Origin of the sequence: Streptomyces roseoviridis, from assembly GCF_039535235.1 — a bacterium.
Taxonomy (GTDB): domain Bacteria; phylum Actinomycetota; class Actinomycetes; order Streptomycetales; family Streptomycetaceae; genus Streptomyces; species Streptomyces roseoviridis.
On record NZ_BAAAWU010000001.1, the window covers coordinates 2,232,689 to 2,254,106 of the forward strand.

Genomic DNA, 21,418 nt, shown 5'->3' on the forward strand with positions numbered 1-21,418 from the left:
GGTTCCCCCGCTCACTCGGAGACGAGCTGGTCGCGGCGCGCGCGGCCGAGGAGGCCGCCGCGGTTGCGGGCGCCGAGCTCGGTCAGCTCCTCTTCGGCGCCGGAGGCGTCGGCGAGCAGGGCGGCCTGGGCCTTGACGGTGCTGTGCTGGAAGAGGTCGGAGACCTTCAGGCTGCGCTCGGTGAGCGGGTCCAGCTCTTCCCACAGCATGATGAGGAGCAGGGAACTGCCGCCTGCCTCCAGGAAGTTGACGTCTTCGGGTACCTCGTCCGCGCTGTCGAGGTCGAGTACGTCGGCCCAGGCCTGCCGGACCCGGCTGAGGAGTTCGGTCTCGGTGAGCGGGGTCGTGGCCACGGTGTCGTTCACGAAGTGCTCCTGGTGATGGGGTGGGAATCGGGGTCGGCCGCGAGGTCTTCGGCGGCGGTGACCACGTCGGCCAGCAGGGCCTGTGCCGTGTCCTGGGCGAACAGGCCGACGGCGTAGGACAGGGAGAGCTCGAGCCGCTCGTCGGCGGCCTCGGAGGCGACGAGTTCGAGCTCGTACTTGATGTGCAGCGGGTCCAGCGGGAGCAGCCGGGCGGTGGTGCCGGCGGTCAGCGGCTCCGGGCCCGCGGCGCCGCTCTGGGCACTGAGGAACACCGGGGTCAGGGCGGGACGGCTCAGGTCCCGGTCGCTGTGCAGCTCGCCCGCGAGGACATCGAGCGCCACGCCCGCGTGCCGGTAGGACACGGCACAGCTCTCCCGGACCCGGCCGAGCAGCTCGCGCCAGGTCAGGTCCTCGCGCAGGTCGACGCGGAGGATCAGGGTGTTCACGAACATCCCGATCGCCTCGGCGGCCGCCGGGTCCTCGCGCCCGGCCCAGGGGAAGGCGAACAGGAAGTCCCGCTGGGTGCCGCGGCGGGCCAGGGCCACGGCGAGCAGTGCGGCGGTGGTCATGAAGGGGGTGCAGCCGACGACGTCGGCGGCGACGGTGCGCAGCCGGGCGGCGGTGGCCTCGGGCAGGGTCGCGGTGAGCAGCGCCGCCTTGGTGGACTGGAGTTCGGTACGCGGCCAGTCGTGCGGGAGCGCGATGTCGTTGGGCGCTCCGCGCAGGTGCTCCAGGAGGGCGGCGGCCCGCTCGGCCTCCTGTGCCTCGGTGCCGGGGTCGGCCGGGGCCAGGCGGGCCGGGTGGACCGGCTCCGCCAGCTGGGGTACGGCTCCGTCGGCCAGCGCCCGGTAGGCCGTGCCGATCTCCGCGAGCAGCAGGTCGCGGGACCAGCCGTCGGCGACGATGTGGTGGACCACCAGGGCGAGCACGGTCCGGTCCGGTCCGAGGGCGAGGATCTCCGCGCGGGCGGGTGCCTGCCGGCCGAGGTCCACGGGCTCCCAGCACAGCCGGGACAGCCGCTCCCGCAGCGCGTCGGAGTTCCAGTCGGCGGCGTCGGTGACGGCCGTCGGGGCCGGGGTGCCGGTGGTGCGGTAGCAGACGTGGCGCTTGCGCCGGTCGAGGAAGAAGACCGCGGACAGGGCCGGGTGCCGGGTGAGGACGAGGTCGACGGCGCGGCGCAGGACCTCGCGGTCGACGGGTCCGCCGTACTCGACGAGGGTGGGGATCAGGTAGGCGGCGCGCAGCGACGGCAGCCGGTCCAGGAACCAGAAGCGCTGCTGCACCGGCGAGGCCGGATGCGCCTCGTCGTCGGCGGGCACGGGCGCGGTGGCGGCCCGTCCGTCGGCGGCGGGGGCGGCCTCGGTGGCCTTCGCCTCGTCGAGGAGCCGGGCGAGTCCCCCGACCGTCGGGTCGGGCAGGAAGGCCCGGGGGGACACGGCCAGGCCGTGCCGGCGCTTGGCCTCGGCCAGCATGGTGACGGCGAGCAGCGAGTGGCCGCCGAGGGCGAAGAAGTCGCTGCCGGCGGTCAGCTCGGCCGCCGTGGGGGCCGGTCCGAGGCCGCCGCGCCCGCCGAGGGCGTCGGCGAACAGCCGGGCCGCCTCCGCCTCGGTGCCCGTCAGCCGGGGCGCGCCGGTGGGGGGCGGGGCGGCGCCGGGCGCCGGCGGGGGCACCGCGGCGGGCAGCGCCGGCTGCGGCGGCAGTTCGTCCGCGGCCGGCTCGCCGGGCAGGGCCGGCAGCGCGTCCAGCGGGCGGGCCGGGTCGGCGACCGCCTCGGCGAGCAGGGCCGCGAGGCCGTCGGCGAGGTTGCGGGCCGTGGCGGGGGCGTACAGCTCGGTGTCGTACTCGACGGTGACCGACAGCCCGTCGGGGCCGTCCTCCAGGACGAGGAGCAGGTCGAACTTGGCGGTGTCGGTGCCGAGCACGACGGGTGCCGTCCAGCCGGTGCGGCCGGCCCGGGGCACGGGCGTGTTCTGGTACACGAAGCCGACCTCGACCAGCGGCGTGCGGCCGGTGCCGCGGGCGGCGCCGACGGCGGCGGTGAGCCGGTCGAAGGGGACCGCCTGGTGGGACAGCGAGCGGAATGCCTCCGCGCGGACCGCCGTGCACAGCTCGCCGAAGGTGCCGGCGGTGTCGACCCGGCAGCGCAGCGGCACGGTGTTGACGAAGAAGCCGATGGCTTCCTCCAGGCCGGCGTGGACCCGGTTGGCCGTCATCGTGCCGAGCAGGAAGTCGCTCCGGCCCGACCAGCGGTGCAGCAGGGCCTGGACGGCGGCGGTGAGCACGACGTACGGCGTCGCCCGCAGCGAGCGGGCGAGCGCGGCGATGCCGGTGCGGACCGGCGGCGGGACGGTGACGGCGACCTGGGCGCCGGGCCGGGTGCCGTCGGGGGCGGCCGGCCGGTCGGCGCGGCCGGCGAGGTGCAGTCCGGGTGCCACGCCCAGCAGTTCGGTGACGCGCTCGTCCAGGGCGGCGAGGGCGGCGGGGTCGTGCTCGGCGCCGCGTTCGAGGGCCGCGAAGTCCGCGTAGCGGGTGGGCAGCGGGGGCAGTGCGGCCGGGTCGCCGTCCACCGCGGCCTCGTAGGCGCGGGAGAGGTCGTCGAAGAGCGGTGCCAGGGACCAGCCGTCGACGGCGATGTGGTGGATGGTCAGCAGGACGGCGTCGCCGCCGGGCAGCCCTTGCCACAGCGTGCAGCGCAGCAGCGGACCGTGTTCGAGGTCGAAGGGCGCGCGGCCCCGCTCCCGTGCCTCGCGTTCGGCACGGGCGGCGGCGTCGGGCGCGCCGGTGAGGTCGACGACCTCGACGGGGACGGGCTCCGCGGCCAGGACGATCTGGACGGGGCGGCCGTCGTCGGCCGGCCGGTAGACCGTGCGCAGCGGCTCGTGCCGGGCGGTGACCGCCTCCAGGGCGAGCGAGAGGGCCTTGGGGTGCAGGGGGCCGCCGGCGCGGAAGTACAGCGGCACGTTGTAGGTGGGGTTGCCGGGGGCGGCGGCGTCGGTGAACCACAGCCGCTCCTGCGCGAAGGAGAGCGGCGCCCGGTCCGGGGAGGCGGGGCGGGGGGCGGTGGTCATGAGGCGGCCGCCGTCGGCTGCGCGGCCACGTGGGCGGCCAGTTCCTCCAGGCTGTCGGTGAGCAGTACGGCTCCGGCGTCGATGCGGACGCCGAGGTGCTGCCGCACGCGGGTGGCGACCTGCATGGCGAGGATGGAGTTGCCGCCGAGGTCGATGAAGTTGGCGTCGGGGCCGATCGCGTCGGCGGAGAGCACGTCCTGCCAGACGGTCTGGAGGGCGGCGAGCACCGGGGCGTCGGCCGGCCGGTCGCCGGACGGCGCCGTCACCGGCCGCGTCACCGGCTGTGTCCGCTCGGCCGGCGGGGCGTCGAGCAGCTTCAGGAGCCGGGCGCGGTCGGCCTTGCCGGTCGAGCCGAAGGGGACCCGGTCGAGCACCAGCCAGCGGGCCGGGAGCATGTAGCTCGGCAGGGTCTGGCCGAGGGTCCGGTTGAGGGCGGCGGGCAGCTCCTCGCGGCTCGGTCCCGGTTCGCCGTCGCGGGCCGGCAGCACGAAGCCGACGAGCGAGGCGGTGGGGCCCTCGCCGACCTTCTCGACGAAGGCGGCGTCGGCGAGTCCGCTGTTCAGCGCGGTGCGCTCGATCTCCTCCAGTTCGATGCGGAAGCCGCGCAGCTTGACCTGCCGGTCGGTGCGCCCGAAGAGCTCGACGGCGCCGCTGGGGAGCAGGCGGCCGGTGTCGCCGGTGCGGTAGATCCGCTCACCCGTCGCGGGCAGGGTGACGAAACGTTCCTTCGTCAGTTCGGGGCGCGCCAGGTAGCCGAGCGCGACGCCCGGGCCGCCGACGCACAGCTCGCCGGTCTCCCCCGCGGGCACCTCGTTCAGTTCCGCGTCCAGCAGGTGCAGGGTGGTTGCCTGGAGGGGGAAGCCGACCGGCACCCGGTCCAGGCCCGCCAGGCTCTCCTCCGTGCAGTCGAAGTAGGCGGCGAAGGTGGTCGTCTCGGTCGGCCCGTAGCCGTTGACCAGCCGGGCGGGCGGCCCGGCGGCCAGCACCCGGCGCACCGCGCCGAGCTCCAGCTGCTCGCCGCCGACCACCACGGTCCCCACGCTGCCGAAGGCACCCGCGCTCTCCCGCGCCACGGTGTGGAAGAGGGAGGTGGTGAGGAACATGGCGTCGATGCGCTCGCTGCGGATCAGCGCGGTCCACTCGTCCATGGCCAGGTCGGTGACGGACGGGAAGACCACGACGGTCGCGCCGGCGCAGAGCGTGTTCCAGACCTCGAAGGTGGTGGCGTCGAAGGCCGGGTTGGCGGAGCTCGCCACCTGGTCGCCCGCGCCGAGCGTGCAGAACCGGGCGCCGAGCGCGAGGCGCAGCACGGCGCGGTGGGGCACGACGACGCCCTTGGGCCGGCCGGTGGAGCCGGAGGTGAAGTTCACGTACGCCGGGTCGTCGCGGTCGCCCGGCACGGCGGGCACCGGAAGGCCGGGATCGCTCTCGGGCAGAGCGAGCGGCTCGACCTCCTCGGGCAGCCGGGCCGCCAGGTCGCTCCAGCGGCCGGGGGCCGCCGCACCGGCCCCCGGCGAGCGGACGATCACCCGGGAGCCCGACTCGGCGACGACGTCGGCGAGCCGGCCGGTGGGGGCGAGACCGTCCAGGGGGAGGTAGGCGGCGCCGCAGCGCAGGATGCCGAGGAAGGTGACGATCAGGTCGACCGACCGGTCCTGGGCGACCGGCACGAGGTCGCCGCGGCCCACTCCCCGGTGGGCGAGCTCGGCGGCGAGCCAGCCGGCACGCTGCCACAGCTCGCGGTACGAGAGCGCCCGGCCCCCTGCCGGATCGCGTACGGCACAGGCGTCGGGCTGTGTCTCGACCCACTGCGCCACGACGTCGTGCACGCTGACTGCCGCCATTTTCCTACCCCTCCTCTGAATTCGATGTGAACCGTGCGTTAAAAAGGAGGCCGGTTCATCCCCAGCCGTGGTCGTCGGTGCCGTCCGCGAGGACGACGGTGCCGCCCGCCGGGGCCGCGGAACCGGGGTTGACGACGCCCCAGCCGTGGTCGTCGGCCACGATTCGCCCGGTCGGCAGGGCTTCACCCGAGACGGCCGCGGTGGTCGCGAGCAAAAGGGCCGACAGCCCGATTCCCGTGGACGCGACGAACCGGTTGTTACGCATCTCTCTCGCTTTCGTTCGACGGCCGGCCGTGCTTTTCCGGCCGCGCTGCTTTCCGACGTCCCACATCGTGTGGCGAACGGGGAAGCGGTATCAACGGCTTCTCACCGCACGCCTGTGCGGCGCACGTTCATGCGGACCGGTGAAACGGACATCCCGGACGGCCGTCCTCGGCCGCTCCGGGGCCCTCCTCTAGAGTCGAAGGCGTCCACCAGGGATGCGGGGCCGCCCAACGGCCGCACGCAGCAACTGGATCCGGCCACGAAGGAGGCTTGCCGTGACGCTCTTCGGCCACAACCTGACAGACTCCGCCCAGCTGCGCCCGCTGGAACCCTGGCAGGCGGAAGAATTCGCCCAGTACGTCGACCGGGTGCGGCCGCATCTCGCGCCGTGGCTTCCCTGGGCGCACTTCGTGAAGGACACGGAATCGGCGCGGCAATTCCTCCAGCGGTACGCGGACACGCAGAGTCAGGACGGCGGCCGGATTTTCGGCATCTGGGTCGACGGCACAATGGAGGGCGGGGCGCTGTTCCGCATCTTCGACGTGCCGGCCGGCGTCTGTGAAATGGGTGTGTGGCTGTCCCCCGACGCCCAGGGAAAGGGCCTTGTCACACTGGCCGCGCGCCATCTCGCGGACTGGGCGCTCAAGGTCCGCGGAATGCATCGGATCGAATGGCGGGTGACCCCGTCGAATACCCGCAGCATCGCGGTCGCCAAGCGCCTGGGAATGCGCCACGAAGGCACGCTGCGTGAGGTGTTCGCCTTCAACGGCGTGCGTCAGGACCTGGAGATCTGGGCCCTGCTCGCCGGCGACGCCGCGTAGCCGGGGCGCCCCCGCACCGCCCCCGCGGCGCCCCGCCCCGGGCCGCGGCTGCCCCCTCGGCCCCCGGCCGGCCCCCGGCCGCTGCCGCCGCGTCGGCCGCGCCCGTCAGGGCAGCAGCCAGTGCGGGTCCGGTACGACGGTGAGCAGCGCGGAGACGACCATGACGGCCGCGAGGACCCCCAGCTCGATCCGGGCGGGGGGCCGGGCGTCGCCGCCGCTCAGCATGCGGCGGCGGGCGGCCAGGGCGAGCAGGGCGGCCAGGCCGAAGAGGGCGAGCTTCACCAGCAGCACCCTTCCGTAGGCGGTGCTGAGGATCCCGTCCAGCGGGAGGCGGCGCAGGGTGGAACAGGTGCCGGTGACCGCGAGGGCCGCGAAGACCCAGGCCGCCATCCTGGCGTAGCGCATGAGGACGTCCCGGCCGCCGCCGCGCAGCCACATGGTGCGCAGGACGTGGAGCAGGGTGCCGAACCAGAGGGACGCGGCCGTCAGGTGGACGACGGTGAGGCCGACCCCGATCGCCGGGCTGTACGACTCGGGGTGGGCGCGCAGGGCCTCCGCTCCGATCGCGACGGCCAGTGGCCCGAGCGCGAGGGCCGGCCGGCGGCCGGCGGCGCACAGGGCGGCCACGGCGAGGGCGTTGGCGGTGACGAGCAGCAGCCGGCCCTCGCGGAGCCCGTACACGGTGGTCAGCTCCAGTCCGCTGATGACGGCGAGGAGGACCAGGAGGCCCGCGGAGGCGGCGCAGCCGACGACGGCCGCGGGGACGGACCAGCGGCGGGGCAGCGGCCCTTCGCCGGCGATCCGGACGCCCGCGATCTCGCCGATGTGGACGGCGAGGGCGGTGACGACGAGGAGCCGCAGCAGGGTGATGGTTCCGGCGGCGGGGACCTCCAGCTCGCCGGTCCCCGTCTGGGCGAGCGAGGCGCCGAGGAGGACGACCGTGAGGACGGCGGCTGCGGCGATGACGGCTGCCGTCAGACGACGGCTCGGGGTGCCGGAGGGGCCTGGGAACGTCACCTCATGATCGTCACCGGGGTCCGGGCGGGCGGCAACTCAACGGCGTACGCATGGTCGTACGCCCGGTGGTCCGTGGCCGCCCGCCCGGGTCGTGGCTCAGGCCTTGCCGAGGTGGGCCCAGAACTCGTCCCAGGACAGGACGCCGTCGCCGTTGGCGTCGCGCTGCTTGATGAGCGCCTCGGCGACCGTCTCGGTCACGTTGAAGTCGCCCAGCTGGGCCATGACGCTCTTGTACTCGGCGGCCGTGATGAAGCCGTCCCCGTCCACGTCGAACTTGTCGAATGCCGTACGTGCCGACTCGATGTCCGCCACTGCTTCCGCCCCTTCATGGTGCTTCGATGTCGGGGCAAGATTAGCGGGCGCGGCGGTACCGGATGATGGGGGTATGAGCAGCGAGGTCACTGCAGTGGCGGACATCCTGGCGGCGGCGCGCGGGGTGTTCCCCGCACCGGACGGGTCGACGACGATCCTGCCGCAGCCGAACGCCCGGGACGCGGGCGTGCTGTCGTTCACGGCGCACTCGGTGGTGTTCCTGAACGAGGACCCGGAGTGGATACGGGCGGAGCTGGCGGTGGCGTCGACGGATCCGCTGGTGGCGAGCATGACCCCGCCGTTCCTGGCCGCGCTGGCGGCCCGCACGGGCCGGTACGTGAACACGATCGACCTGCTGACCGTCGCGGACGCCCTCCCGGGCGACCCGGGGATCGGGCTGCGCGAGATCGACGACCCGGAGCACCCGCGGGTGGCGCGGGCGCTGAAGTACCGGGACGAGGTGCGGGTGTGGGCCGCGGACGGCGGGGTGCTGATCCTGGGCCGGGGCGTCGCCGGGCGCATGGAGGCCGCCATCGAGGTGGAGGAGGGGGCGCGCCACCGGGGCCTGGGCCGTGCGCTGGCCACGGCGGCCCGGATGCTGACCCCGGACCCGGTGGTGTGGGCCCAGCAGTCCCCCGGCAACGCCCGCAGCGTCCGCGTCTTCCAGGCGGCGGGCTACCGCCCGGTCGGCGCGGAGGCCCTGCTGGTGGCGCGGTAGGCACCTCGGGACCGCGTGGGCGAGTGAGCCGAAGGGGCGCGCCGGGGGAACAGTGACGAGCGCGCGGCCTCCCGAGGAACGAGGGAGGCGAGCACGTACGGCGCTGTGAGTCCCGCGCGAGCGCCCCGGAGGCGAACCGAGCCACGAAACTAACGGAACACACCCGTGTGGCCGAGCGAGTAGCGGCCCGGCTGCGGGTAGACGGCCAGGCCGTGGGGGCCGCCGCCGACGGGGATGCGGGCCAGCTGCCTGCCGGTGGTGGTGTCGATCGCGTAGACCTCGGAGTCGTAGCGGCCGGAGAGCCACAGCACCTTGCCGTCGGCGGAGACGCCGCCCATGTCGGGGGACCCGCCGTCCGGGAGCCACCACTTCTTGGTGAGCCTGTTCTGCTGGAAGTCGAAGACGGAGATCGATCCCTCGCCGCGGTTGGGGACGTACATCTCCCGGGAGTCGCGGGAGACGTAGAGCCCGTGGCAGCCCTTGCCGGTGGGCAGCAGCTTCGGGGTGGTGAACTTCTCGCCGTCGAGGACCCACATGCCGTGGGCCATCATGTCGGCGACGTAGAAGGTCTTCCCGTCGGGGGAGATCTTGACGTCCTGCGGCATGGCGCCCGCCATGGGCAGCTTCTGCTGGCCGATGACCTCCATCTTCTCGGTGTCGACCTTGAGGAGTTCGCCGGAGAACTCGCAGGAGACGACGAAGTAGCGCCCGTCGGCGGAGAAGTCGGCGTGGTTGACGCCGTAGCAGGAGACGGGGACGGTCTTCTTCCGTTCCATGGTGTGCGGGTCGCGGAAGACGAGTTCGCGGTCGAGCGAGGCCATGACGACGGCGTACTTGCCGTTCGGGGTGAAGTAGAGGTTGTACGGGTCGTGGACCTCGACGGGCTTGCCGGCGACGCCGGTGGCGGGGTCGATCGGGGTGAGGGTGTGGCCCCGGTTGTTGTTGACCCAGAGGGTCTTCAGGTCCCAGGAGGGGACGACGTGCTGCGGCTGGATGCCGACGGGGATGGTCTCGATGACCTTGTAGGTGGCGGGGTCGATGACGGAGACCGTGTTGGAGTTGGTGTTGGGGACGTAGACCCGGGAGGGGAAGTCCTTGACCACCGGGGAGAGCCGGCCCGGCCGGTCGGCGGCGTAGACGTCGTTCGGGTCGAGCGGGGGCGGCATGCCGGGCAGTCCGGCGGGGACGGCGGGCTTGGGTACGGCGGGGAGCGCGGCGGCCTTCTTGGTGCCGCCGCCGCTCTCGGCGGGGCGGGGGCCGCCGCAGCCGGCGAGGGCGAGGAGCAGGGCGGTGGCGGTGGCGGCGAGGGCGCGCCGCGTGCGCGGGGCGAGGGTCGGCATCAGGTCAGCAGCTCCGTGGTGGTCACCGCGGAGAGGCCGCGGCGGTCGAGGTCGGCGAGGAGGAGGGGCAGCGCGGCGACCGTGTCGGGGTAGCCGAAGTGGAGGCTCACCACCGATCCGTTGCGGATCTCCCGGGTGACGTTGGCGACGACGGCCGCGGGGCCGGGCGAGGTGAAGTCGAGGGAGTCGACGTCGTACGAGAGGACGTGCGGGTATCCGGCGCGGCGGGCGGCGCGGCGGACGGTCTCACCGGCGTGCCGGGCGCGGGAGGGGCGGAACCAGGTGCCGATGGAGCCGGTGAGGCGGTGCAGCCGCCGGGCGCACGCCTGGATCTCCGCGTGGGCCTCGGCCTCGGTCATGGCGGTGATGTCGAGGTGGTGCTGGGTGTGGTTGCCGAGGTCGTGGCCACCGTCGAGGACGCGCCGGGCCATGCCGGGGTGGCGGTCGAGCCAGTCGCCGACGGCGAGGACGGTGAGGCGGGCCCCGGCCCGTTCGGCGTGGTCGAGGAGGGCCCGCGCGGTGGCGGGGTCGCCCTGGCCGTGGAAGGTGAGGGCGACGCGTGGCCGGTCGCGGGGGCCGGTGGTGATCTCGGCGGGGCGGCCGGGGTAGCGGCGGGGTGCCGGGGCGGCGACGGGCGCGGGCGCGGGGCGCCGGGGCCTGGGGGCCGGGCGGTCCGTGCCGCAGGCGGTGGAGAGGGTCCCCGCGAGGGCGGCGGCCGCGCCGGCCCGGAGGGCACCGCGGCGGTCGGTCGGCATCACGGGCACCATTTAAAGGGTGGTTCGCCCCAAAGGTAACGATTGGGCCGTTTCAGGACGTTTACGGGTCGCGATCAGCGGTCCACCATGCGGACGGGGCGAAGAAACACCCGATGAACCCCATATTTATTCATCGTTTATAAGGTGAGTGCTCTAGGTCACCAACGATTCATCGGTTAACTGTCCACTTGTGTCCCGATATCGCCCGGTAAGGTCTTTTGGCACCGAGGCCACCCGTCTGCCATAGTCGGGGACACGGCCCCCATTGACCCGGGTTCAGGTCGTCAGAGCGGCCGTGGATACCACCCCCTTGATCCACGGCGCACCACACGGAAGCCCCCAGGCGCCTCATCACGGCGGACGGGGGCTTTCGTGCGTCCCGGGGCGGACGCGGCTCAGCGGTCGCTGACCCGCATCTCGAACCAGGTGGTCTTGCCGCGCGGGGCCAGGTCGACGCCCCAGCGGTCGGAGAGCTTGTCGACGAGGAAGAGGCCCCGGCCGCTGGTGTCGAGCTCGTGCACCGGCATCAGGCAGGGCAGACCCCGCGAGGGGTCCCGCACCTCGACGCGGATCCAGCCGCGGCGGCGGAGCATGCGCAGGGCGAAGACGCGGGCGCCGGTGTGCCGGACGGCGTTGCCGACGAGCTCGGAGACCAGCAGCACCGTGTGCTCGGCGATCTGCGGCGAGAGCTGCCAGTGGCGCAGCACGACCCACTGGGTGAGCCGCCGGGCGACCGCGGCCGACTCCGGGAGGGACGGCAGCCGGGCGTCCTCCTCGGCCGGGTTCCCGTACAAGTGCAGTGCTTCCGCGGCCTGTTCGTCCTCGGGGGCCGGTGCCCACCGTGCGGCGGTCGCCCCGCCGTGCTGCCGCGGTTGATCCATACCCTCCAGGCCCGCCATGCCTCCCATCATGGCCGCACGGAGCCGGGCGCGGGGCCGTTCCGGGGGATTCAACCCCCCGGAACGGGCAATTCCACGGGAATGCCTCCGGCACATGCCGATGTCAGCGGACATGTGTCCGAAGTGCGGGGAGATCAGACGAACTTGGCCTTGCCCGGGCCCTCCTCGACGAAGCTGCGCATCCCGCGCTCCCGGTCCTCGGTCGCGAACAGCCCCGCGAACCAGGTGCGCTCGATGGCGAGCCCCGTGTCGATGTCCGTCTCCAGGCCCTGGTCGATCGCCTCCTTCGCCGCGCGCAGCGCGATCGCGGGGCCCTGGGCCAGCTTCGCGGCCCAGGCGTGCGCCTGCTCGTACACCTCGGCGGCCGGGACGACCCGGTCCACCAGGCCGAGCCGGAGCGCCTCGTCCGCCTTCACCATGCGGCCGGTGAAGATGAGGTCCTTGGCGGTGGACGGGCCGACCAGACGGGACAGGCGCTGGGTGCCGCCGGCGCCCGGGATCAGGCCGAGCAGGATCTCGGGCTGGCCCAGCTTGGCGTCGTCCGCGGCGATCCGGTAGTCGGCGCACAGCGCCAGCTCGCAGCCGCCGCCCAGGGCGTAGCCGGTGACGGCCGCGACGACCGGCTTGGGGATGCGCGCGACCGCGGTGAAGGAGTCCTGCAGGGCGCGGGACCGCTTGACCATGGCGGCGTGGTCCATGACCTGCATCTCCTTGATGTCCGCGCCGGCCGCGAACACCTTCTCCCCGCCGTACAGGATCACGGCCCGCACGTCGTCGCGGTTCGTCGCCTCCTCGGCCAGCTCGCGCAGCCGGTCCTGGGTGGCGATGTCCAGGGCGTTCATCGGGGGACGGTCGAGACGGATCGTGCCGACGCCTTCGGCGACTTCGAGGTTCACAGTCATGCAGGGAAGGTTAGTGCGCGTTAACGGCAACGGACCCGGTGCTGTTGCTCACAGCACCGGGTCCGTGTCACGGAGTCCCGCGGGACCTACTTGATCCATTCCTCCCAGGACATGTTCCAGCCGTTGAGGCCGTTGTCCGGCTGGATCTGCTTGTCCTTGGAGTTCTTCACGATGACGACGTCGCCGATGAGCGAGCGGTCGTAGAACCAGGCCGCCGGCGTGGAGCTGTCGCCCGCGCCCCGCGCGTCGCGCAGGCCGACGCAGCCGTGGCTGACGTTGGCGGAGCCGAACGTCGAGGCCGAGGCCCAGTAGTTGCCGTGCACGAAGGTGCCCGAGGTGGACAGGCGCATCGCGTGCGGCACGTCCTTGATGTCGTACTCGCCGCCGAAGCCGACGGTGGCCCCGTTCATGCGGGTCACCTTGTACTTCTCGCTGATGACCATCTGACCGTTGTACGTGGTCGTGGACGGCGCGCCCGCGGTGATCGGCAGCGTCTTGATGATCTTGCCGTCGCGCTCGACCTTCATGGTCTTGGCGCTCGCGTCGACCGTGGAGACCTGGCGGCGGCCGATGGTGAAGGTGAAGGTCTTCTTCTGCTTGCCGTAGACGCCCGGCCGGCCCTCGACACCGTCCAGGTTCAGCTTCACGGTCACCTTGGTGCCCGCGGCCCAGTACTCCTTGGGACGGAAGTCCAGCCGGTCGTTGCCGAACCAGTGGCCCTCGACCTGCACGGCCGGCTCCGCCGTCACCGTGATGGCCTTCTCGACGGCCTCCGGGTTCGTGATGCCGCGGGTGAAGTTGATGGAGACCGGCATGCCGACGCCGACGGTCTGACCGTTCTCCGGCGTGTAGTGGCCGATGAAGGTGTTCTTCGGGGTGAGGGTGGAGAAGGTGGTGTCCTTCGCCGACTCACGGCCCTCGGCGTCCTCGGCGATCGCGTGCACCTTGTACTGGGTGCTCGCGGCCAGGTGGCCCAGCGGCTCCCAGCTGCTGCCGTCGGCGGAGATCTTGCCCTCCACCTTGTTGCCCTCGGTGTCCGAGACCGTCACCGTGGTCAGCTTGCCCTGCTGGGCCGTGACCTTCAGCGCGCCGCTGGTGGCGACCGAGTCGGCGCCGTCCTTGGGAGCGATCGTCACGACCGCCTGGGAGGCCGTGATCTCCTGCTTGCCACCGCCGCCCGCGCCCTGGCCCCCCTTGTCGCCGCCCGTGGCGCCACCGCCGCAGGCGGTCAGGGCGAGGAGCAGCGCTCCCGTCGCCAGCGCGCCCAGACGGGTGCGGCGGCGCCGTCCGGCGTTCCCCCCGGATATCGGCTGCCCGTTCACTATGGTCTTCTCCCCTCGCACGACCCGGGACTGCCCGGGCCCCACCCCCGTGCGCATCCTCCCGCGCACACGGCGTTAGATAATCACACCGCCGGACACGAAAGTTCCACGCCCATGTCACCGTTCAGTCCCAGTTCGTGCGAGGTGCCCCCCGGGACCCGGCTCAGCGCAGCGCCGAGCCCGCCCTCCAGTCGGCCCAGTCCATGTTCCAGCCGCCGAGGCCGTTGTCCGGGGCGACCTGCCGGTCCGCCGAGTTGACGACCTCCACCACGTCGCCGATGAGGGTCCGGTCGAAGAACCAGCCGGCCGGGGTCTGCGCACCGCCGCCCTTCACGTCCCGCAGCCCCACGCAGCCGTGGCTGACGTTGGCCGAGCCGAAGGTCGACGGCGCCGCCCAGTAGTTGCCGTGCAGGAAGGTCCCCGACTCGGTCAGCCGCATCGCGTGCGGCACGTCCTTGATGTCGTACTCGCCGCCGAAGCCGACCGTCCGCCCGTCCATCCGCGTCACGTCGTACAGCTCCGTGACCACCATCTTGCCGTTGTACGTGGTGGTCTTCGGCGCCCCGGCCGTGATCGGCAGGGTGGTCAGCAGCTCGCCGTCCCGGCGGATCTCCATGGTGTGCTTCTCGGCGTCCACCAGCGACACCTGCGAGCGGCCCACCGTGAAGCCGACCGTCTTGCGCTGGATCCCGTACACGCCGGGCGCGCCCTCGACGTCGCGCAGGGCCAGGTCGACGGTCACCTTCGTGCCCGGCCGCCAGTAGGCGGCGGGGCGGAAGTCGAGCCGCTCCCCGCCGAACCAGTGGCCGGCCACCTCCACCGGCGGGTCCGAGGTGATCCTGATGGCCCGCTCGACCGCCGCCCGGTTCACGATCGGCCGGTTGAAGGAGAAGGAGACGATCATGCCGGTGCCGACCGTGGAACGGTTCTCCGGCTTGAAGTAGCCGATGAAGCGGTGCTCGGGCACGACCGTGGTGAACGTGGTGTGCCGGGCCGAGCGGCGGCCGTGGCCGTCGAGGGCGACGGCGTCGACGCTGTACTTCGCCGCGAGCGCGAGCCGGGTGCCGGCCGTGGGCCGCCACCGCAGCCCGTCCGCGGAGATCTCCCCCGCCACCCGGGACCGCTGCGCGTCCTCCACCTGGACGACCGTCACCCGTTCGAGTCGCCCGCTGTCGACCCTCACCTCCAGCGGCCCGTCGGCGGGCACCCCGCGGCTGCCGTCCCGCGGGCTCACCCGGATGACGTCGCCGGGCGCCCGCGCCTTGCCGGGCAGGGTGATGTCGATCCCGGGCGGCCCGTCACCGGTGCACGCCGCGAGCCCCGAAAGCCCCGCCATCACCGCGGCCACCACCAGGAAGGCCCTCGCCCGCTTCAGTACAAGAGTCACGCCCAGCCCAACGACGGCCACCCTCCAGGGGAAACGTCCCAGCGCGGCATGTTGGGAGCACGGCCGTGCGGGCAGAAAAGGGTGGAGGACCACGTGCGGGAAGCCGCGGCCGGGACGCCGCACCCTTCTTCCGTACGGAAGAGAGCCGCGGGAGGCCACGAGGTGTCGAGCGCAGCCGAGCAGAAGGCCGTACGGGAGGACGCCCGGGTGCCGAAGGGGCCGGGCCCGGTGGTGTGGCCGGGGGCGCCGACGCCGCTCGGCGCCCGGTGCCGGGTCGGGCCCGACGGCGTCGCGGGCACCAACTTCGCCCTGTGGGCGGGCGGGGCGGAGGCGGTCGAACTGTGCCTGTTCGACGCGGCCGGCTCCGAGACCCGCCTCGCCCTGACCGAGCTGACCCACGAGATCTGGCACGGCTTCGTGCCCGGCGTCGGCCCGGGACAGCGCTACGGCTACCGGGTGCACGGCCGCTGGGACCCGTGGACCGGCGCCCGCTGGAACCCGGCGAAGCTGCTGCTCGACCCCTACGCCCGGGCCGTCGACGGCGACTACGCCCGTCTCGGGCTGCCGCCCGAGGTCTACGGGCACGTCCGCGACTGGCCGCAGCAGCACGTCGCCGACACCGTCCGTGACGAGCGGGACTCCGCCCCCCACGTCCCCAAGGCGGTCGTCGTCCAGGACGACGACGACTGGTCCGACGACCGCAGGCCCAAGACGCCCTGGCCCGACTCGGTCATCTACGAACTGCACGTCAAGGGCTTCACCAAGCTGCACCCGGGCGTCCCCGAGCACCTGCGCGGCACCTACGCGGGCCTCGCCCACCCGGCCGCGGTCGACCATCTCGTACGGCTCGGGGTGACCGCGGTCGAACTGCTGCCGGTGCACCAGTTCGCCCACGAGGACCACCTGCTGCGCCGCGGCCTGACCAACTACTGGGGCTACAACTCCATCGGCTACTTCGCCCCGCACGCCGGCTACTCCTCCTCGGGCACGACCGGGCAGCAGGTCGGCGAGTTCAAGCGGATGGTGCGGGCCCTGCACGCGGCCGGCATCGAGGTCATCCTCGACGTCGTCTACAACCACACGGCGGAGGCCGGCGAGCTCGGCCCCACGCTGTCCCTCAAGGGCATCGACAACCGCGGCTACTACCGGCTGCAGTCCGACGCCCGGCGGTACGCCGACTACACCGGCTGCGGCAACACCCTGCACGTCGTGCAGCCGCAGGTGCTGCGGCTCATCACCGACTCCCTGCGCTACTGGGTGACGGAGATGGGCGTGGACGGCTTCCGCTTCGACCTGGCCGCGGCGCTCGCCCGCTCCTTCCACGACGTCGACATGCTCTCGCCGTTCCTCGCCGTCATCGCCCAGGACCCGGTGCTGCGCCGGGTCAAACTGATCGCCGAGCCGTGGGACGTCGGCAACGGCGGCTACCAGGTGGGCGCCTTCCCACCGCTGTGGACCGAGTGGAACGACCGCTACCGGGACGCCGTCCGGGACTTCTGGCGCGGGGCGCTGCCCGACGTGCGGGAGATGGGCTACCGGCTGTCCGGCTCCAGCGACCTGTACGCGTGGGGCGGCCGCCGCCCGTACGCCTCCGTCAACTTCGTCACCGCCCACGACGGCTTCACCCTGCGCGACCTGGTCAGCTACGAGCACAAGCACAACGAGGCCAACGGCGAGGGCAACCGGGACGGCACGAACGACAACCGCTCCTGGAACTGCGGCGCCGAGGGCGAGACCGACGACCCGGAGGTGAACGCGCTGCGGCTGCGGCAGCTGCGCAACCTGCTCACCACGCTGCTGCTGTCGACCGGGGTGCCGATGCTCGTCGCCGGCGACGAGATGGGCCGCACCCAGGGCGGCAACAACAACGCCTACTGCCAGGACAACGAGATCAGCTGGCTGGACTGGACGCTGCCCGAGGACCCGGGCCGCGCCCAGCTCCTCGCCCTCACCCGCCGCCTCCTCGCCCTGCGCCACCGGCACCCCGTGCTGCGCCGCCGCGCCTTCTTCTCGGGCCGGCCGCAGCGCGCGGACGGGCTGCGGGACCTGGCCTGGTTCACGGCGGAGGGCGCCGAGATGACCGAGGCCGACTGGTACGCGCCCGCCGCGACCCTGGGCCTCTACCTCTCGGGCCGCGACATCCCGGGCCGCGACGCCCGCGGCGACCAGGTCACCGACGACAGCTTCCTCGCGGTCCTGCACGCCGACCACCGCCCGGTCGACTACGTCCTGCCGGGCCCGCCGTGGGCCGAGTCCTACGAACTGGTCCTCGACACGTCCCGGGAGGACCAGTCCCGCGCCCCGGGGACGGTGCACCGGGGCGGGGAGACGCTGACGGTGGCGGCGAGGTCGGTGGTGCTGCTGCGGGTGCGCGGCTGAGGGCCGGCCGGCGCCGGGCGGCGTCCACGCGGCGGGCCTGCGTACCCTCGGCGTCCGCGACGGCGCGGGCGGTGCCCGTGGCCGGAAAACCACATGAGCGATGTCAGGGGTGAACCCTAGGCTCGGACCTGATGCCCTCAGAACCCGCCATCCCCGCCCCCGTCCCCGTCCCCGTCCCCGCCGAGGATCCGCAGGTCCGGCGTTCGGCCGTGCGCACGCTGCTGCGCCTGTGGCCGTACGTCCGGCCCGTGCGCGTACGCCTGTTCACGGCCGCGTTCGTCGCGATCGTCGCCTCCTGCCTGTCGCTCGTCATCCCCCTCGTCCTGAAGTGGCTGGTCGACGGGCCGGTCACGGACGGCGACACCACCGGGGTGTGGCTCGGCGCGCTGTACCTGCTGCTGCTCGGCATCGCCGAGGCGGTCCTCTTCGGCTTCCGGCGCTGGCTGGTGGCCCGGCCGCTCGCCGGGGTCGAGGCGGGCATGCGGGCGGCCCTCTACGCACGGCTGCAACGGCTGCCGATCGCCTTCCACGACCGGTGGGCATCGGGCCAGCTGCTGTCGCGCGGCACGACCGACCTGATGCTGGTCCGGATGTTCCTGGCCTTCCCCCTGACCTTCCTGCTGGTCAACGGCGTGACGATCCTCGCGGGTTACGCGGTGCTGCTCGCCCAGGACTGGACGCTCGGACTCGTCCTGCTGCTGCCCGTGGTGCCGATGGTCGTGCTCTGCTCGGTCTTCGAGCGGCGGTACGCGGTGGTGGCGCGGCGGGCCCAGGACCAGGTGGGCGATCTGACGACGGTGGTCGAGGAGAGCGTGCTCGGCATCCGGATCGTCAAGGGTTTCGGCCGCCACCGCAGCCAGGCGGAGGCCTTCCGGACCCTGGCCGGGCTGCTGCGCACCACGGAGCTGCGCAAGGCCCGGCTGCTCGCCGGCATCTGGGCGCTCATCACGCTGCTGCCGGAGCTGGCGGTGGGCGCGGCGCTGGTGGTCGGCACGGTGCAGGTGGCGGACGGGGAGCTGTCGGCGGGCACGCTGGTGGCGTTCCTGTCGACGGCGCTGGCGCTGCGCTGGCCGGTGGAGTCGATCGGCTTCCTGCTGGCGATGAGCCAGGAGGCGGCGACGGCGACGGAACGGTACTTCGAGGTGATGGACGCGGCGGAGGAGGCGGAGACGGCACCCGGGCCTTCCCCGGCCGGCTCCGGCTCCCACGGCATCGGCCCCGGCTCCGGCTCCCCCGACGGCGTGCGGTTCGAGAACGTCACCTTCCGCTACCCGGACGCGCCCGAGGACGCCCCACCGGTCCTGGACGGGATCGACCTGCACGTCCGGCCGGGCGAGACGCTGGCGCTCGTCGGCGCGACCGGTTCCGGCAAGACCACCCTCACCGCGCTCGTACCGCGGCTGCACGAGCCGACCGGCGGGCGGATCCTGCTCGACGGCGAGGACATCACCCTGATGCCGAGGGAGCGGCTGCGCTCGCTGGTGTCGGTGGCGTTCGAGGAACCGACCCTGTTCTCGGCGAGCGTCGGCGAGAACGTCCTGATGGGGGCCGGGCCGGACGCCGCCGGGCCGGAGCTGCGGCGCGCGCTGGCCGTCGCCCAGGCCGACGACTTCGTGGACCGGCTCCCCGAGGGCGCCGCGACCGAGGTCGGCGAGCAGGGCCTGAGCCTGTCGGGCGGTCAGCGCCAGCGGCTCGCCCTGGCCCGAGCGGTCGTCGGCCGCCCCCGCTTCCTGGTCCTGGACGACCCGCTGTCGGCCCTCGACGTCCACACCGAGGCCCGCGTCGAGGCGGCCCTGCGCGAGGTGCTCCGCGACACCACCGCCCTGGTGGTCGCGCACCGCCCCTCCACGGTGCTGCTCGCCGACCGGGTCGCCCTGCTGTCGGGCGGCCGCGTCGCCGCCGTCGGCACCCACCACGAACTGCTGCGCACCAGCGCCGAGTACGCCTGGCTGATGTCGGGCGAGCGGCACGAGGAGGTGACGACCCGATGACGGACGCGCCCATGGACACGGGGACGGAGACCGGGACGGGGACGGGGGCGGAGACGGATCCGAGGGCGGGGAAGGGCGCCGGGGCTCTTGCCGGGGGCGGCCCGGCGGCATCCCGTCCGGGGGCGCCCGCCACCGCCTCTGCCGGTGACCCCTTCGACCGGGACGACCTGCCCGTCGCGCCCGGCGCCACGGGGCGGCTGCTGCGGTCGCTGCTGGCGGCGCACCGGGCGCGGGTCGTGGTGGCCGCGCTGGTGCTGCTGGTGCAGCAGGCCGCGCTGCAGGCGGGGCCGTTGCTCGTGGCGTACGCGATCGACCGCGCCGTGCCGGCGTTCCGGGACGGGGACCGGGGGCCGGTGGTCGCCGTGGCCCTCGGGTACCTGGCGTGCGCGGTGGCCGGCGGGCTGTTGCAGTACGCCTTCGTCCGGATCGCCGCCCACGTCAACCAGGACGTGCTGCTCGACCTGCGCGGGCGGATCTTCCGGCACGCGCAGGCGCTCAGCGTCGACTTCCACGAGCGCTACACCTCGGGCCGGTTGATCTCCCGCTCCACCACCGACGTGGAGTCGCTGCGCGAGCTGCTGTCCGAGGGGCTCCAGGAACTCGTCGGCGTCGCCCTCTCCTTCGTGGCGATCTCGGTGATGCTGCTCTGGCTGGACCTGGGCATCGGGGCGGTCGCCGTGGCCTCGTTCGGGCCGCTGTACCTCCTCGTACGGCTCTACCGGCGCCGCTCCGCCGTGGTCTTCGCGGAGCGCTCCACCGCCATCGCCTCGGTGATCGTGAAGTTCGCGGAGACGATGAACGGGATCCGGCCGGTCCGGGCGTTCCGCCGGGAGCGGGCCAACGACGCCGAGTTCGCGGCCCTGAACCGGCGCCACGAGCGCAGCAACGGTGACGCGCTCCTGGAGATGGCCCGCTATGTGGTCGGCTCGCGGCTCGTCGCCAACACGGCGGTGGCCGGAATGTGTCTGTGGGGTGCGTGGCGGGTCGCGCAGGGGACGCTGGAGCTGGGTGTGCTCGCGGCGGCCGTGCTCTATGTGCGGCGGCTCTACGACCCGATCGACCGGCTCGGGATGTTCCTCAACTCCTACGAGTCGGCGGCGGCCTCGCTGGCCAAGATCGCGGGCCTGCTGGCCCAGGAGCCGGGTGTCCCGGAGGCGGCGGCGCCGCGCGAGCTGCCCCCGCCGCGCACGAGCAGGCCGGGCCGGGAGGTCGTCTTCGAGGGGGTGCGGTTCGCGTACCGGACCGGGGGCGAGGTGCTGCCGCGCTTCGACCTGACGATTCCGGCCGGTCAGACGGTCGCCGTGGTGGGCGCGACGGGTGCCGGCAAGTCGACGCTGGCGAAGCTGCTCGCCCGCTTCTACGACCCGACGGAGGGCCGGGTGCTGCTCGACGGGGTCGACCTCCGCGATCTGTCGACGCCCGAGCTGCGGCGGGGCGTGGTGATGGTGACGCAGGAGGCGTTCCTGTTCTCGGGGACGGTCGCGGACAACATCGCGATCGGCCGTCCCGACGCGAGCCGGGCGGAGATCGAGCAGGCCGCGAAGGCGATCGGCGCGCACGATTTCATCGCGGGGCTTCCGGACGGCTACGACACGGACGTCCGCAAGCGGGGCGGCCGGATCTCGGCGGGGCAGCGGCAGTTGGTCGCCTTCGCGCGGGCGCTGCTGGCGGATCCGGCGGTGCTGATCCTGGACGAGGCGACGAGTTCGCTGGACGTGCCGGGCGAGCGGGCGGTGCAGCGGGCGATGGACACGGTGCTCGCGGGCCGTACGGCGGTGGTGATCGCGCACCGGCTGTCCACGGTGGAGGTCGCCGACCGGGTGTTGGTGATGGAGGCGGGCCGGGTGGTCGAGGACGGCTCGCCGGCCGAACTGGTGGGCGGCGAGGGCCGTTACGCGGGTCTGCACCGGGCCTGGCGGGACAGCCTGGTGGGCTGACCCGGCCGGATCATCCTCGACGGACGTCCGTATGCCGGTCCTTCGGGGCCGGCATGCGGACGTTTTCGCGGGTCCGCGCGCGATCTCTTTACGCCTC

General features: G+C 73.5%; 15 protein-coding genes and 1 pseudogene. 4 read left to right on the forward strand and 12 right to left on the reverse strand.

Going from position 1 to position 21,418, the window contains the following annotated elements:
• Positions 1-11: 11 nt before the first annotated feature.
• The 4 genes from ABD954_RS09925 to ABD954_RS09940 are packed head-to-tail and all read right to left on the reverse strand — an operon-like array spanning position 12 to position 5,542.
• A complete protein-coding gene (locus tag ABD954_RS09925) occupies positions 12-365 on the reverse strand; it encodes an acyl carrier protein (protein WP_345485521.1) in 354 nt (117 codons plus the stop codon).
• On the reverse strand, positions 362-3,433 hold the full coding sequence (locus ABD954_RS09930) for a condensation domain-containing protein (protein ID WP_345485522.1): 3,072 nt from the start codon (positions 3,431-3,433) through the stop codon (positions 362-364). The genes ABD954_RS09925 and ABD954_RS09930 overlap by 4 nt, the downstream gene beginning before the upstream one ends.
• Positions 3,430-5,277, reverse strand: coding sequence for a non-ribosomal peptide synthetase (locus ABD954_RS09935; protein WP_345485523.1), 1,848 nt, complete (start codon positions 5,275-5,277; stop codon positions 3,430-3,432). Before ABD954_RS09935 ends, ABD954_RS09930 begins: the two co-directional genes overlap by 4 nt.
• Positions 5,278-5,332: 55 nt before the next feature.
• On the reverse strand, positions 5,333-5,542 hold the full coding sequence (locus tag ABD954_RS09940; RefSeq protein WP_345485524.1) for a hypothetical protein: 210 nt from the start codon (positions 5,540-5,542) through the stop codon (positions 5,333-5,335).
• A gap of 274 nt (positions 5,543-5,816) precedes the next feature.
• On the opposite strand from ABD954_RS09940, the gene ABD954_RS09945 reads away from it, so the two are divergent.
• Complete coding sequence (locus ABD954_RS09945; protein WP_345485525.1) at positions 5,817-6,362, forward strand: GNAT family N-acetyltransferase; 546 nt, start codon at positions 5,817-5,819, stop codon at positions 6,360-6,362.
• A 105-nt stretch (positions 6,363-6,467) separates the two neighbouring features.
• Here the strand turns inward: ABD954_RS09945 and ABD954_RS09950 are convergent, their stop codons facing one another.
• Both ABD954_RS09950 and ABD954_RS09955 read right to left on the reverse strand, forming a co-directional pair.
• Complete coding sequence (locus tag ABD954_RS09950; RefSeq protein ID WP_345485526.1) at positions 6,468-7,379, reverse strand: CopD family protein; 912 nt, start codon at positions 7,377-7,379, stop codon at positions 6,468-6,470.
• Positions 7,380-7,475: 96 nt separating this feature from the next.
• The gene (locus ABD954_RS09955; protein ID WP_345485527.1) at positions 7,476-7,691 is read right to left on the reverse strand and encodes an EF-hand domain-containing protein; all 216 of its coding nucleotides are present in this window, start codon (positions 7,689-7,691) and stop codon (positions 7,476-7,478) included.
• Between the two features lie 73 nt (positions 7,692-7,764).
• Between ABD954_RS09955 and ABD954_RS09960 the strand changes: the two genes are divergently transcribed.
• Positions 7,765-8,409: a GNAT family N-acetyltransferase gene (locus tag ABD954_RS09960; RefSeq protein WP_345485528.1), complete on the forward strand. Its 645-nt coding sequence runs from the start codon at positions 7,765-7,767 to the stop codon at positions 8,407-8,409.
• A 149-nt stretch (positions 8,410-8,558) separates the two neighbouring features.
• Here the strand turns inward: ABD954_RS09960 and ABD954_RS09965 are convergent, their stop codons facing one another.
• From ABD954_RS09965 to ABD954_RS09990, 6 genes are all read right to left on the reverse strand, one after another.
• Complete coding sequence (locus ABD954_RS09965; RefSeq protein ID WP_345485529.1) at positions 8,559-9,749, reverse strand: YncE family protein; 1,191 nt, start codon at positions 9,747-9,749, stop codon at positions 8,559-8,561.
• On the reverse strand, positions 9,749-10,504 hold the full coding sequence (locus ABD954_RS09970; RefSeq protein WP_382745887.1) for a polysaccharide deacetylase family protein: 756 nt from the start codon (positions 10,502-10,504) through the stop codon (positions 9,749-9,751). The genes ABD954_RS09965 and ABD954_RS09970 overlap by 1 nt, the downstream gene beginning before the upstream one ends.
• A gap of 395 nt (positions 10,505-10,899) precedes the next feature.
• Positions 10,900-11,403, reverse strand: a complete 504-nt coding sequence (locus ABD954_RS09975; protein WP_345485531.1) for an ATP-binding protein — start codon at positions 11,401-11,403, stop codon at positions 10,900-10,902.
• 134 nt (positions 11,404-11,537) lie between these two features.
• Positions 11,538-12,305, reverse strand: coding sequence for an enoyl-CoA hydratase/isomerase family protein (locus tag ABD954_RS09980; RefSeq protein ID WP_345485532.1), 768 nt, complete (start codon positions 12,303-12,305; stop codon positions 11,538-11,540).
• 86 nt (positions 12,306-12,391) lie between these two features.
• On the reverse strand, positions 12,392-13,627 hold the full coding sequence (locus ABD954_RS09985) for a L,D-transpeptidase (protein ID WP_345485533.1): 1,236 nt from the start codon (positions 13,625-13,627) through the stop codon (positions 12,392-12,394).
• A gap of 163 nt (positions 13,628-13,790) precedes the next feature.
• Entirely contained in the window at positions 13,791-15,014 is a 1,224-nt protein-coding gene (locus tag ABD954_RS09990; RefSeq protein WP_345485534.1) for a L,D-transpeptidase, read from the reverse strand.
• A 162-nt stretch (positions 15,015-15,176) separates the two neighbouring features.
• Between ABD954_RS09990 and glgX the strand changes: the two genes are divergently transcribed.
• Both glgX and ABD954_RS33610 read left to right on the forward strand, forming a co-directional pair.
• Positions 15,177-17,393, forward strand: a complete 2,217-nt coding sequence (gene glgX / locus ABD954_RS09995; RefSeq protein WP_345485535.1) for a glycogen debranching protein GlgX — start codon at positions 15,177-15,179, stop codon at positions 17,391-17,393.
• A gap of 131 nt (positions 17,394-17,524) precedes the next feature.
• Positions 17,525-21,321 (forward strand): annotated as a pseudogene (locus ABD954_RS33610) (ABC transporter transmembrane domain-containing protein); the annotation flags it as partial.
• Positions 21,322-21,418 lie beyond the last annotated feature (97 nt).